Here is a 12,714-nt window from a genome sequence, read left to right as displayed (position 1 = left end):
ATGATTATGCGAAAACAAACAATAATAGGATTACGCCAAGTAACATGCGGTATATAACGAAAGGCAACATACCAATGCGTGAGATCCATGCTAAAAACAAGTAGATACACGCATAGGCGCTCACAAAGGATAGAACTGCCCCAACGATGAGCGCATTCCAGTCTACTGCGTCAGGGGCACTGACTAAATCTAAGGTCGCTAATAGACCCGCACCCAGGATAACGGGGATTGACAGTAGAAACGAGAAACGCGCAGCGCTTTCTCTATCAAGCCCGAGCATTAACCCTGCTGTCATCGTGATGCCAGAGCGTGATGTGCCAGGGATCAATGCTATGGCTTGAGCCATACCTACAATCAGTGCGCTCTTCCATGTCATGTCGTAAATATGTTTATTTAAGGCCGCTTTTTTATCAGCATACCAAAGCAACAAACCGAAGCCGATCGTTGTGCAGGCAATCACCAGTGCAGAACGGGCATATTCTTCAATAAAGGCTTTACCCGCAAAGCCGAAGATGAGCGCCGGGATCGTGGCGATAATCACCCACCATGCTAATCGACTATCGTCGGTTTGGTTTTTGCTAAAACCAGAGCCGAACCAGGCAACGAGCATACGGCCAATATCACCACGGAAGTAAATCATAACCGCTAATAAGCTGCCCACGTGAACGGCGACATCAAAGGCTAAGCCTTGGTTTTCCCAGCCCAGTAACACAGACGGTAAAATAAGGTGAGCTGAGCTTGAAATAGGTAAAAACTCGGTGATCCCTTGGATAATAGCAAGGATAATAATTTCGGTGAGAGTCATTGGCGATTAGCGCTCCATGTAAATTTGATAGGCCATAACTGTTGTTGCGATTTGTCGTATTGCTGCCACAAGGAAAAATAGCTTTTTTTGGCCAGCGGATGTTCTACCTCAGGTGCAATTTCCGCTAAGGGCTGTAACACAAACGCATTGTAGAGGATCTCCGGACGAGGAAGTTCCATCGGTGCTTGAATAATGACGTCATCATATGTCAGTAAATCGAGGTCTAAGGTGCGCGGAGCAAATTTTTTGCTTTCTCGGGTACGCAGGTTTTGTGTTTCGATTGTCTTTAGGTGTTCTACCACCTCGACGATTGAAAGTTCAGTGCTAGCTTGTACAACTAAATTGTAAAAATTATTACCGTCAAAGCCCACTGACTTGCTTTCATAAACCGAGGATAGCGTGAGTTCACCGAATGCAGCGTACATAGCATCAAGACCTGCATTAATATGCTGCTCTCGATTAATGTTACTGCCGACACTGATGAAAATTAGATGTTGAGGTGCTTGTGCACTCATGTGTCTTTTCGCTCACGCGTGAATTCAACCGCAACATTTTGCGCATCGGCTAAAATATCTGGCTTGCTTAATTTCAATGTGATTTTTTGCACAGGAAACTGCGTGAAAATCTGAGTGATCATCGCTTGGGCTAATGCTTCGATGAGCGCAAATTCGCTTTGCTTCGCAACCTGTGTGATGGCCTCAGCCACCTCTGCGTAATTGAGCGTATCTTCGACATCGTCGCTATAAGCTGGTTTTTGTAAATCGCTGAATAACACTATATCGACCAGCAATCGCTGTGTCGCATCCCGTTCCCAATCGTACACGCCTATTAGAGATTGCACCTCTAAGCCTTCAATGTAAATTTTATCCATGAAAGATCCGCGCTGTTATTGGTTAAATTTTAAGGTAATCTTGGTGAATTGTACCCCGTTTACAGAACATAAGTACATGACGTCACTTAGCATTTTAATCTTTTGTAGCGCTTATTTATTAGGCTCCATATCGAGCGCGGTTCTTATATGCCGTATGTTCGCCCTGCCTGATCCGCGCAAAGCAGGCTCTAACAACCCAGGAGCGACGAACGTATTGCGCATTGGCGGTAGGCTGCCAGCTGCTTTAGTGTTTATTTTCGATGTGCTAAAGGGCACAATTCCAGTGTATGTCGGCTACTTTTTGGGCTTATCGCCTATTGCCCTAGGGTTTGTTGGGTTGGCTGCCTGTTTGGGGCATATATTCCCGCTGTACTTTAATTTCAAAGGAGGCAAAGGCGTAGCGACTGCCATCGGTGCTATGTTGCCGCTAGGGTGGGAGCTGTGCAGTATTCTATTAACCTGCTGGTTGGTGGTTATTTTCATTACGGGTTATTCATCACTGGCGGCGATTATTTCAGTCACTATCGCTCCCATTATTACTTGGTTTGTAAAACCAGCCTATACCGTCCCTGTTACCATGCTATGCATTCTTATTATCGTACGTCACAAACAAAATATTATTCGCTTACTCCAAGGTCAAGAAAGCAAGATTTGGGATAAAGGCAGGACAAAAGAATAGTCACAGTAGGCCGAGGTTACGGCCTACTTATAACCCTTGGGAGGTACAACATCGCGCTTAGATAGCTTCTAGCTCGTCAAGCGCCCACCTAGGTTGTGCTTTAGTGGCTAACCCTTCTTGCTCACCAGCCTTAAGCCTTTTTAAGCCAGCGTAAGCGATCATTGCCCCGTTGTCGGTACAAAATTCTAAGCGCGGATAGAATACGGTACCCTGTAGTTTTTTCATCATGCTTTCAAACTCAACACGCAACTGTTTGTTAGCACTTACTCCGCCAGCGATCACTAAGCGTTTCAACCCTGTTTGTTTAAGCGCCCGTTTACATTTAATTGCTAGCGTATCGACCACTGCTTCTTGAAACGCATAAGCAATATTGGCTTTGGTTTGTGCTGATTGGTCTGAACTACGAATTGTATTAGCGGCAAAGGTTTTTAAGCCACTGAAACTAAAATCAAGGCCGGGGCGATCTGTCATAGGACGAGGAAACTTATAATGCCCCGCTTCCCCTTGTTCGGCCATTTTAGCTAATAAGGGCCCGCCTGGGTAATCAAGCCCAAGTAACTTAGCGGTTTTATCAAATGCTTCGCCCGCGGCATCATCTACTGACTCCCCTAAAATTTCATACAGCCCGATACCATCTACGCGCACCATCATCGAATGCCCACCGGAAACTAATAAAGCCACAAAAGGAAACTTTGGTGCAGGTTCGTCTAACATCGGCGCTAATAAATGGCCTTCCATATGATGCACCCCCACCGCAGGTACACCCCAAGCGAACGCTAAGCTTCGCGCTACCGATGAGCCAACAAGCAAGGCCCCAACAAGTCCAGGGCCTTTGGTAAAAGCAATACCATCTATATCCTCTTTTGTGCAGTTTGCATCGAGCAAAGCCTGCTTAATTAAAGGGACAATTTTGCGTACGTGATCACGAGACGCCAATTCAGGCACCACACCACCATAATCAGCATGTAACTTTACTTGGCTATAGAGTTGATGAGATAATAGCCCCTGATGTTCATCGTAAACTGCAATGCCTGTTTCATCGCAAGATGTTTCAATACCAATAACGCGCATAGTAGATGTGGTGTTCCCAGTTGTGGTTAGGCCGCGCATTCTACCTTTCTCATGATGATTTCACCATATTAGAGTGAATAATCGGTGACTAATCCAATATTTCCCATATCGGGTCTTTACATTGTTAGCGTATATGATTAAAATTCCGCACCATTTTTAACCGAGCCGGTTATTTTTTGCGCTGGCAGACAAAGTATTTATTTTTGAGGTGAGATTTTAATGCCAATCGTTAAAGTTAGAGAAAACGAACCATTTGACGTAGCGTTGCGTCGTTTTAAACGTTCATGTGAAAAAGCAGGTGTTCTTTCTGAAGTTCGTCGTCGCGAATTTTTTGAAAAACCTACTTGGGAACGTAAGCGTAAGAAAGCAGCTGCTAAAAAACGTCTTTTGAAGAAGTTGTCTCGCGAAAACGCACGTCGCATCAGATTGTACTAATTCTCTCCTAGGGTGTTTAACGTATTAAACACCCTTTGCAGTTTTATCTTAGGTTCATTTTAAGTATTTCTTCGAGTCAATTTCATGTCCTTGTTAGATGATTTAAAAAATGCCCAAAAAGACGCAATGCGCGCTAAAGACAAAATTCGTCTTGGCACTATTCGTATGGCGTTAGCAGCGGTTAAACAGCGTGAAGTTGACGAGCGTATTGAGCTCAACGACAGCGATGTCATTGCTCTGCTTACTAAGATGGTAAAACAGAGAAAAGACGCTGCGAGTCAGTTCGAACAAGCCAATCGTCAAGATTTAGTTGACGTAGAACTTGCTGAAATTGATATTTTGCAGACTTTTTTGCCTCAACCTTTGAGCGAAGAAGAAATTAGCTCCTTGATTGACCAAGCGATGGTCGAGACACAAGCGAGCGGAATGCAAGATATGGGTAAAGTAATGGCTTGGTTGAAACCTAAAGTACAAGGTCGAACTGACATGGGAAAATTAAGCGGTCAAATAAAAGCCAAGCTAGCTTAGCTAGACCCCTTAACGTCGCCTAAAGTAATCTATAGGCGCCCAAATACCCTTCGTAATCAAGCCGCATTTATTTGCGGCTTGTTTGTTTATGCAGACCAAGTATAGTGCTTTTTGCATTCCTCATACTATGCAAGAACAGATTGAGAATTTGACATGAACGGCCGTATACCTCGTGAATTTATTGATGATTTAATCGCTCGTACCGATATTGTTGAGGTCGTAGATAACCGCGTTAAACTCAAAAAAGCAGGTAGAAACTATCAAGCGTGCTGCCCATTTCATAATGAAAAAAGCCCTTCTTTTACGGTAAGCCAAGACAAACAGTTTTATCACTGCTTTGGTTGTGGCGCCCACGGCAATGTTATTTCTTTTTTGATGGAATATGATCGCCTTGAGTTTCCTGAAGCGATAGAAGAGCTTGCTCAGTACCATAGTGTTGATGTGCCACGAGAAAAAAGCTCAACGCCCGCCCCAACTGCTGAGCAAAAGCAGCAAAAGGCAGACGATTACGAGTTAATGGAAACGATATCGCGCTACTTTTCTCATCAGCTTAAAGTGCACAGTGATAAAGACCGCGCTATTGATTATCTAAAAAAGCGAGGCCTAAGTGGAGAGGTCGTCAAAGCATTTGGTATAGGCTACGCGCCAACTGAATGGGATGCAGTACTCAGTACTTTTGGACGCACACCTGAAGCGCAGCAGCAGTTACTTGATTTAAAATTAATTACTGAAAACGATAACCGTCGTAGATTCGACTTTTTTCGCGAGCGGATTATGTTCCCTATTCGCGATAAACGCGGCCGTATTGTTGGCTTTGGTGGCCGTGTACTGGGTGACGGCACTCCAAAGTATTTAAACTCACCGGAAACGCGTATTTTCCATAAAGGCAATGAGCTTTACGGGTTTTATCAAGCAAAACAGGCGCACCGTAACTTACCTAGGATCATGATTGTTGAAGGCTATATGGACGTGGTTGCCTTAGCCCAATTTGATATCAAATACGCTGTCGCGTCTTTAGGCACGGCTACAACGCCTGAACATATTCAAATGCTATTTCGTACCACCAGTGAAGTGGTATGTTGTTATGACGGTGACCGTGCGGGCCGTGAGGCTGCTTGGCGAGCACTCGAGAACGCCCTAGCCTATCTAAAAGATGGTGTAGAGATGAAATTTTTATTTCTACCCGACGGAGAAGACCCAGATACCCTAGTACGCCAGATAGGCAAAGAAGCGTTTGAACAAAAATTGGTTAGCGACTCAGTCCCTTTATCTAAATTTTTCTTTGATAATTTGCTCCAACGTCACCATATAGGCAGTGCAGAAGGCAAAGCAGCGTTAAAAGCCGAAGCCATGCCATTGATTGAGCAAATATTGGGTGAGAATCAACGGGCCATTTTGACGTCTGAATTAAGCACCCATATGGGCGATAGAAACCGTCACAGGCTAGAGCAAGACGTAGCTAAAGCTAATCAACATAAAGCTGGGGCTAAGCTGGATTTTACCGCGCTGAATAAAGCCAAGATTTCTCCAGTGAGAATGATGATCAGATTATTACTTGATCAACCGAGAATTGCGATTGAATGCCAGCAAACCAACCCCGCCGCACTCGGTGATATGCAAGTACCTGGGCTAGACTTTTTAACCGAACTATTTGAATTCTGTTTAAGCAAACCGAATGCAAATACGGCCCAAGTGTTGGAGCACTTTAGACATCATCCGCAAAGTAAAAATTTAGCCAAGTTACTCGGCTGGGAATACGCCGAAGAAAACCAAGCTTTGGTATTTAAAGACAGCTTCGCCAAACTACTCGATTGGCACTTTAAAAGTAGAATGGACGAATTGATGTCAAAAGCGCGCCTGGGAAATCTCAGTGTTGATGAAAAACAAGAGTTGAACCTACTTGTAAAAGAACAAAAATGACCCAACATCTAGCCCAAGGGTAGTCGAGTCTGCTATACTGGCTAATTCGCTACAGCCTCGAGCCCAAGCAAAGTATTTAGCATTTTGAGCCCGTTAATTCGTTCTCAGGGTGCAATTTTAACCCAAATCGAGAAGTGTAAGGTATATGGTGCAAAGCAAGCAGTCGCAGATAAAACTCCTCATTGCCAAAGGTAAAGAACAAGGCTACTTGACCTTTGCCGAAGTAAATGATCACCTGCCTCAAGACATAGTTGACTCGGATCAGATTGAAGACATCATCCGTATGATCAACGACATGGGGATCAAAGTGTTTGAAAACGCTCCTGATTCCGATGAACTTTTGATGCAAGAAACCACAACTGATGAAGAAGTCGCGGAAGCCGCCGCCCAAGCCTTAGCAACGGTCGAGAGCGAGATTGGTAGAACAACCGATCCAGTACGTATGTATATGCGTGAAATGGGTACGGTTGAACTATTAACCCGTGAAGGCGAGATTGTTATCGCCAAACGCATTGAAGAAGGCATTAATCAGGTTCAGTGTTCTGTTGCAGAATACCCTGAAGCGATTACCTACTTGCTTGATCAGTGGGATATGTACGAAGCAGAAGAAATTCGCTTGAGTGACATTATTGTTGGTTTTGTTGACCCTAATGAAGCAGACAACATAGCCCCTACTGCCACACACATTGGTTCTGAGTTATCCGAAGAAGAGTTGGAAGATGAAGACGATGATGGCGACGACAGCGATGATGAAGACGAAGAAGAAGAAGACACAGGTCCAGATCCAGAAGAGGCCCGTGAGAAGTTTTCTGAGCTGCGTGTTCAATACGAAAAAACCCGCGATGTAATTGCTTCTGAAGGCCGCTCTCACGCTAAATCGCGTAAAGAAATCGATGAATTAAGCGAAATCTTTAAAGAGTTCCGTTTGGTGCCTAAGCAGTTTGACCGTATGGTTAAGAACATGCGTAGCATGATGGATCGCATTCGCGTACAAGAACGTATCGTGATGAAGCACTGTGTTGCCGCAGCTAAAATGCCTAAGAAAGACTTTATTAAAGCCTTTTCTGGTAATGAAACCAGCACGGATTGGCTATACGAGATCATGGCATCTGACGCGCCTTATGTTGAAGAACTTAAAGTTCATCAAGAAGAGTTAGAGCGCAGCATCGGCAAAATGAATGCCGTTGAAGAAGAAACCGGCTTAATCATTGCGGATATTAAAGACATTAACCGTCGTATGTCGATCGGTGAAGCGAAAGCGCGTCGTGCGAAAAAAGAGATGGTTGAAGCGAACTTACGTTTGGTTATTTCAATCGCGAAGAAGTACACCAACCGTGGTTTACAGTTCTTGGATCTGATCCAAGAAGGTAACATTGGTTTGATGAAAGCGGTTGATAAATTTGAATACCGTCGTGGTTACAAGTTCTCAACTTATGCAACCTGGTGGATCCGCCAAGCTATCACACGCTCAATTGCGGATCAGGCACGTACTATTCGTATACCAGTGCACATGATTGAGACAATCAATAAGCTGAACCGTATTTCTCGTCAGATGTTGCAAGAAATGGGTCGTGAGCCAACACCTGAAGAATTGTCAGAGCGCATGTTAATGCCTGAAGACAAAATCCGTAAGGTGCTGAAGATTGCAAAAGAGCCAATCTCAATGGAAACCCCAATCGGCGATGATGAAGATTCACATTTAGGTGACTTCATTGAAGATAGCACGATTGTGCAACCTCTTGACTCTGCCACTGGTGGCAGCTTGAAAAACGCCACTCAAGAAGTGTTAGCTGGCTTAACTGCCCGTGAAGCAAAAGTATTGAGAATGCGTTTTGGTATTGACATGAATACCGATCACACCCTTGAGGAAGTGGGCAAGCAGTTTGATGTTACGCGTGAGCGTATCCGTCAAATCGAAGCTAAAGCCTTGCGTAAATTACGCCACCCTAGCCGCTCTGAGCAGCTACGAAGCTTCTTAGACGAGTAGTGATATCATATGGTTGATGATACGACTTATCGTTAGCCTATGAACCGTACGCAAAAAAAACCGGATTTAATATCCGTTTTTTTTTGCTCTGAGTTTTAAAAATGTTTGGCATTTGGCTGCACGCCTTCACTTTAAATTGCCGTTATTCAAACATAAAAAAAGCGGCATGAATGAAACTTCAGCCGCTTTTTATTCTATTGATTCGTTCGTTAAAAACTAGAAATCGTCACCCTTAACGTAGGGAATTTCTTCTTCTAGTTTTTCTAACTTGTGGGTTATTGTCAGTGGTGAGCCTGTTTTACGTGCTAACCAATAGTAGGCTGTAGGAACAACGAACAACGTCAATAAGGTTGACACCAGCACGCCAGAAAATATCACCATACCGATAACAGTTCGACTCTCTGAACCAGCACCACTGGCAAATACCAGAGGAAGAGAGCTAAATACGGTGGTGAAACTAGTCATGACTATCGGGCGTAAACGCAGCATTGCCGCGCGCTTAAGCGCTAATTCAAATTCAATGCCGGCATCTCGTAATTGATTCGCAAATTCTACAATCAAAATACCATTTTTAGCCGCAAGCCCTATCAACATTACCAAGCCGATTTGGCTGTAAATATTCAACGTCATGCCAGCAAAATAAAGCCCAATGAATGCGCCGACCAGCGCTAATGGCACAGACAGCATGATGACCCAAGGATGGACCCAACTTTCAAACTGAGCAGCTAGGATCAAATACACAATAACCAACGCCATCAAGAAGATAAAAATAATAGAATTTCCTGATTCTTGATAAAGTTGAGATTCGCCTTTGTAATCAACTGATACGCCTTCAGGCAACTCGGTAGCAACAATGTTGTTCAAATATGCTAGTGCCTCGCCCACTGTGTATCCCTCAGCGAGGTTTGCACTAATGGTAATGCTGCGCATACGGTTGAAGCGATTTAAGCGCGATGACGTAGCTCGTTCTTCAACCTTAAGCAAGTTGTCCATAGGGATAAGCTCGCCGGTTCTAAAGGAACGTACGTACAAGTTGTCAATACTCTGGGGGCTTCGGTAGTCTTCGCGGCGTCCTTCTAGTATCACGTCATATTCTTGTCCGCGATCTAAGAAGGTTGATACACGACGTTGTCCCAACATGGTCTCAAGCGTGGTGCCTATATCACTAACCGAAACCCCTAAATCTGCTGCCCGCTCAGTATCGATATTAATCAATAATTGCGGCAGGGTTTCTTTATAGTCAGAATCGAGGCGCAATAGATTAGGGTTTTCTTGGGCACTAAGAAGCAACTTGTCACGCCACCCCACCAGCTCTTCGTAGGTGTTTCCTTGCAGAACAAACTGAACAGGCCGGCCAACCCCTCGCCCACCAAGACTAGAACGCATAATAGCGAAGGCTCTTACATCTGGGATAACAGACAGCTTTTTACTGATTTCGTCCATTAATTCAAACGTTGAACGCTTCTTATCGTCGCCAATTGGCGTACCTACAATGGCGATACCTGCACTGCTACCAAACCCAGGTAAGCGCACTAACACACGAGTTGCTTCACCACTGTCTAAATAAGGCAGAATAATTTCCTCTACCTTTTTCATACTTCGGCTGTTTTCTTTAAAGCTAGCCCCTTCTGCCGCTTGAATCTGAATAAAGAAGTTTCCGCGGTCTTCTTTAGGGACGAATTCGCTAGGCAGAATTTCCACCAAACGCAGCAAGCCGACCACGCTCACTAAAATGAGTAACGCCATTAAAATGGGTTGGTGGATGGTTTTCCCAAGCACCTTAAAATAGCTTCCTTCAAATTTGGTGAATGATTTATTCATCCAGCTATTTAAGCCAGTTGTACGCTTACTTTTTGTCAGTAATTTAGAACTCAACATAGGAATAAGCGTTAATGCGGTCACACTTGAAAATGCGACCGCTGCAGCAATCGCTAAAGCGAATTCGGTAAATAATCGCCCTATATTGCCTTGTAAAAATACCAGTGGAACAAATACCGCGATTAACACTAAGGTTGTGGCGATAACCGCAAAACCGACCTCCCGTGCGCCACGATATGCTGCTAGCAAAGGTGGCTCGCCTAGCTCAATGCGCCGCGAAATGTTTTCAAGTACGACGATGGCATCGTCCACCACCAAGCCAATTGCTAGAACCAGTGCTAACAAGGTAAGTAGGTTAATTGAGAAACCTAGTGCGTACATCACAGTGAATGCCGCCACCAAAGACACAGGTACGGTAACCGCAGGAATGATAGTCGCTCGCACATTGCCCAAGAAAAGGTAAATCACCAGTACAACCATCAGCATTGCGATGGCTAATGTCTCATACACTTCGTTTATGGAGGCTTCGATAAATACCGAGGAGTCATAACTTGGCACAATAAAGATATTATCGGGCAGCGTTAGTTTAATCTCATCGATTGCCGCTTGGGCTGCTCGTGCAACTTCTAAGGTATTGGCTTTAGATTGTTTCGTTATCCCCAAACCAATCATATTTACGCCATTGCCGCGAAACTCGGTTTCGTCGTCTTCGGCACCAAGCTCAACGGTGGCCACTTCGCCTAAACGAATTAGGTATCCGTCTATTCCCGCTTTAACGGGCAATTTCGAAAAGTCTTCAGGGCTTAAATAACTGCGCGCAACGCGCACGTCAAAATCACGTTGATTAGATTGCACTTCACCCGCTGGCAATTCTACGTTCTCAGCACGAATTACCTGCTCGATATCGGCGACGCTAATTCCTCTTGCTGCCATCGCATTGCGATCTAGCCATACCTTCATAGCATAGCTGCGGCCCCCTCCTAAACGGACATTAGCCACCCCTTCCGCTACAGATAACCGGTCAACAAGATAACGATCAGCGTAGTCAGTTAACTCCATGACACTCATGTTATCGCTACGTAGGTTATACCAAACGATGACGTCATCATCTGAGGTAGATTTAGAAACCTCAGGGGGATCTGCCTGGTCTGGCAAGTTATTTAACGCGCGACTGACCCGCTCACGCACATCGTTTGATGCAGCATCGATGTCTCTTGAAAGGTTGAATTCAACATCAATAGAAGAGCGACCGTTTCTGCTGGTCGACTCAATATTTTTGATCCCTTCAATGCCACTGATGCGATCTTCTAATAATTGAGTAATACGGCTTTCGATAATGGCCGCTGATGCACCTGTGTAAGTCGTGTTAATCGAGACGATGGGAGGATCAACATCTGGGTATTCGCGCAATGACAAAAAGGTAACGGCAACAATACCGAATACCACCAACAGTAAATTAACAACGGATGCGAATACTGGGCGTTTAATGGAAATATCAGATAACAACATTTATTTTATCCTTGCGATGTATGCGTGGATAACACGTTAACAACCGATCCTTCTCGTAACCGAAGTGCGCCTTCAATCACCACTTGATCGCCTTCTTTTAAGCCAGAAGTAATTTGTGCAATACCAGGTTTACGTAAACCAACTTTTACCTCTTGACGCTCAACTTTGTCGCCCTTGATCACGAATACGAACTGCTTATCTTCAATCGGCACCAATGCTCCCTCTGGTAACGTCAACGTATTGAGAATGTCTTTTTCAAGGTTAATTTGAAGTAACATGCCAGGGCGAAGTTTTAGATCTTTGTTATCGATGATGGCGCGAATTTGGATTGCGCGGGTAACAGGGTCGACTCGAGAAGCAATGCTTGATATTTCCCCCTCAAAGGTTTCGCCAGGGTAAGCAGCTGACGTAGCAGACACTTGCTGTCCTTTGCGTACACTAGGCAAATGTGACTCAGCTATAGTGAAGTCCATTTTAATTATGTGTAAATCATCTAGCGTGGCTATCAAGTCACCTGGCATCACAAGCGCCCCCAAGCTCACTTGACGAACGCCTAGTAAACCGCTGAAAGGTGCGCGAAGTTCTAGCTCTTCCAACTGCGCTTTTGCAACTTCTAGCTGGGCTTTTAATGCTTTTACGTTGGCTTCTTGTTCATCCAATAACTGTTTTGAAGCAACGCTTTTTTGCGCCAAGTTGTCAATTCGCTTTAGCTGACGCTTTGCTTCTTGTAAATTGATATCTAACTCATTCAACCGAGCCCGCTCTTCGCGATCACTCAGTTTAATTAATAATTGTCCTTTTTCGACTAAGTCTCCATCGTCAAACTCAATGCTCTGTACAATGTCTGATTTTTGCGCCGTTAGCATAACGGATTCGTTCGCATTAGCTGTACCTAAGGCTTCAACCACGACAGGGAATTTCACTTCTGACACAGTATATGCAGTCACTGGCGTCGCAATTGATTTTTTCTGCTGTTGCTCTGTATCAACTGGCAGATATAAATATATCAATAAGCCACTGGCCAAAATCAGTGCAATTAAAATAGGTGAAAATGAAATTCCTTTGGGCATGGAGAAACCTTTTTATTTATT

The 12,714-nt window shown here is 44.4% G+C and carries 11 protein-coding genes; 5 read left to right on the top strand and 6 right to left on the bottom strand.

The annotated features are described in order from the left end of the window. Nucleotides 1-4 precede the first annotated feature (4 nt). From GCHA_RS20780 to folB, 3 genes are read right to left on the bottom strand one after another with little or no spacing between them, the layout of a single operon-like run. The gene (locus GCHA_RS20780; RefSeq protein WP_007991874.1) at nucleotides 5-805 is read right to left on the bottom strand and encodes an undecaprenyl-diphosphate phosphatase; all 801 of its coding nucleotides are present in this window, start codon (nucleotides 803-805) and stop codon (nucleotides 5-7) included. Continuing rightward, a complete protein-coding gene (gene folK / locus GCHA_RS20775; RefSeq protein ID WP_007991873.1) occupies nucleotides 802-1,320 on the bottom strand; it encodes a 2-amino-4-hydroxy-6-hydroxymethyldihydropteridine diphosphokinase in 519 nt (172 codons plus the stop codon). The genes GCHA_RS20780 and folK overlap by 4 nt, the downstream gene beginning before the upstream one ends. Next, nucleotides 1,317-1,676: a dihydroneopterin aldolase gene (gene folB, locus GCHA_RS20770; RefSeq protein WP_007991872.1), complete on the bottom strand. Its 360-nt coding sequence runs from the start codon at nucleotides 1,674-1,676 to the stop codon at nucleotides 1,317-1,319. The genes folK and folB overlap by 4 nt, the downstream gene beginning before the upstream one ends. A 76-nt stretch (nucleotides 1,677-1,752) precedes the next feature. Between folB and plsY the strand changes: the two genes are divergently transcribed. Next, complete coding sequence (plsY, locus tag GCHA_RS20765) at nucleotides 1,753-2,355, top strand: glycerol-3-phosphate 1-O-acyltransferase PlsY (RefSeq protein ID WP_039992886.1); 603 nt, start codon at nucleotides 1,753-1,755, stop codon at nucleotides 2,353-2,355. Nucleotides 2,356-2,412: 57 nt separating this feature from the next. Here plsY and tsaD read toward each other — a convergent pair whose 3' ends face one another. Then, nucleotides 2,413-3,426, bottom strand: coding sequence for a tRNA (adenosine(37)-N6)-threonylcarbamoyltransferase complex transferase subunit TsaD (gene tsaD, locus GCHA_RS20760; RefSeq protein ID WP_039992885.1), 1,014 nt, complete (start codon nucleotides 3,424-3,426; stop codon nucleotides 2,413-2,415). Between the two features lie 219 nt (nucleotides 3,427-3,645). On the opposite strand from tsaD, the gene rpsU reads away from it, so the two are divergent. From rpsU to rpoD, 4 genes are all read left to right on the top strand, one after another. Beyond that, nucleotides 3,646-3,861: a 30S ribosomal protein S21 gene (rpsU, locus tag GCHA_RS20755; RefSeq protein ID WP_006991319.1), complete on the top strand. Its 216-nt coding sequence runs from the start codon at nucleotides 3,646-3,648 to the stop codon at nucleotides 3,859-3,861. An 84-nt stretch (nucleotides 3,862-3,945) separates the two neighbouring features. Then, the gene (locus tag GCHA_RS20750; protein WP_007991869.1) at nucleotides 3,946-4,389 is read left to right on the top strand and encodes a GatB/YqeY domain-containing protein; all 444 of its coding nucleotides are present in this window, start codon (nucleotides 3,946-3,948) and stop codon (nucleotides 4,387-4,389) included. Between the two features lie 153 nt (nucleotides 4,390-4,542). After that, a complete protein-coding gene (gene dnaG / locus GCHA_RS20745) occupies nucleotides 4,543-6,309 on the top strand; it encodes a DNA primase (protein ID WP_007991868.1) in 1,767 nt (588 codons plus the stop codon). A gap of 145 nt (nucleotides 6,310-6,454) precedes the next feature. After that, nucleotides 6,455-8,296 carry an RNA polymerase sigma factor RpoD gene (gene rpoD, locus GCHA_RS20740; RefSeq protein WP_193362843.1) on the top strand — a complete coding sequence of 614 codons (1,842 nt, stop codon included), beginning with the start codon at nucleotides 6,455-6,457 and terminating at the stop codon, nucleotides 8,294-8,296. Between the two features lie 216 nt (nucleotides 8,297-8,512). On the opposite strand, the gene GCHA_RS20735 is transcribed toward rpoD, so the two are convergent. Together GCHA_RS20735 and GCHA_RS20730 are read right to left on the bottom strand one after the other, a co-directional pair. Beyond that, the gene (locus GCHA_RS20735; RefSeq protein ID WP_007991864.1) at nucleotides 8,513-11,623 is read right to left on the bottom strand and encodes an efflux RND transporter permease subunit; all 3,111 of its coding nucleotides are present in this window, start codon (nucleotides 11,621-11,623) and stop codon (nucleotides 8,513-8,515) included. A 5-nt stretch (nucleotides 11,624-11,628) separates the two neighbouring features. Next, nucleotides 11,629-12,693 carry an efflux RND transporter periplasmic adaptor subunit gene (locus tag GCHA_RS20730; RefSeq protein WP_007991862.1) on the bottom strand — a complete coding sequence of 355 codons (1,065 nt, stop codon included), beginning with the start codon at nucleotides 12,691-12,693 and terminating at the stop codon, nucleotides 11,629-11,631. Nucleotides 12,694-12,714: the final 21 nt, after the last annotated feature.

The sequence above is a fragment of the Paraglaciecola chathamensis S18K6 genome (genome assembly GCA_000314955.1).
GTDB classification, from domain to species: Bacteria; Pseudomonadota; Gammaproteobacteria; order Enterobacterales; family Alteromonadaceae; genus Paraglaciecola; species Paraglaciecola chathamensis.
Note: the sequence above shows the minus strand (reverse complement) of the source record. Positions and strands in the feature narration are given on the sequence as shown.

Coding starts and splice junctions, on each gene's coding strand:
- folB (WP_007991872.1), bottom strand. CDS start 1,676: ATGGATAAAATTTACATTGAAGGCTTAGAGGTGCAATCTCTAATAGGC.
- rpsU (WP_006991319.1), top strand. CDS start 3,646: ATGCCAATCGTTAAAGTTAGAGAAAACGAACCATTTGACGTAGCGTTG.
- GCHA_RS20735 (WP_007991864.1), bottom strand. CDS start 11,623: ATGTTGTTATCTGATATTTCCATTAAACGCCCAGTATTCGCATCCGTT.
- GCHA_RS20750 (WP_007991869.1), top strand. CDS start 3,946: ATGTCCTTGTTAGATGATTTAAAAAATGCCCAAAAAGACGCAATGCGC.
- rpoD (WP_193362843.1), top strand. CDS start 6,455: ATGGTGCAAAGCAAGCAGTCGCAGATAAAACTCCTCATTGCCAAAGGT.
- plsY (WP_039992886.1), top strand. CDS start 1,753: ATGACGTCACTTAGCATTTTAATCTTTTGTAGCGCTTATTTATTAGGC.
- folK (WP_007991873.1), bottom strand. CDS start 1,320: ATGAGTGCACAAGCACCTCAACATCTAATTTTCATCAGTGTCGGCAGT.
- GCHA_RS20730 (WP_007991862.1), bottom strand. CDS start 12,693: ATGCCCAAAGGAATTTCATTTTCACCTATTTTAATTGCACTGATTTTG.
- GCHA_RS20780 (WP_007991874.1), bottom strand. CDS start 805: ATGACTCTCACCGAAATTATTATCCTTGCTATTATCCAAGGGATCACC.
- tsaD (WP_039992885.1), bottom strand. CDS start 3,426: ATGCGCGTTATTGGTATTGAAACATCTTGCGATGAAACAGGCATTGCA.
- dnaG (WP_007991868.1), top strand. CDS start 4,543: ATGAACGGCCGTATACCTCGTGAATTTATTGATGATTTAATCGCTCGT.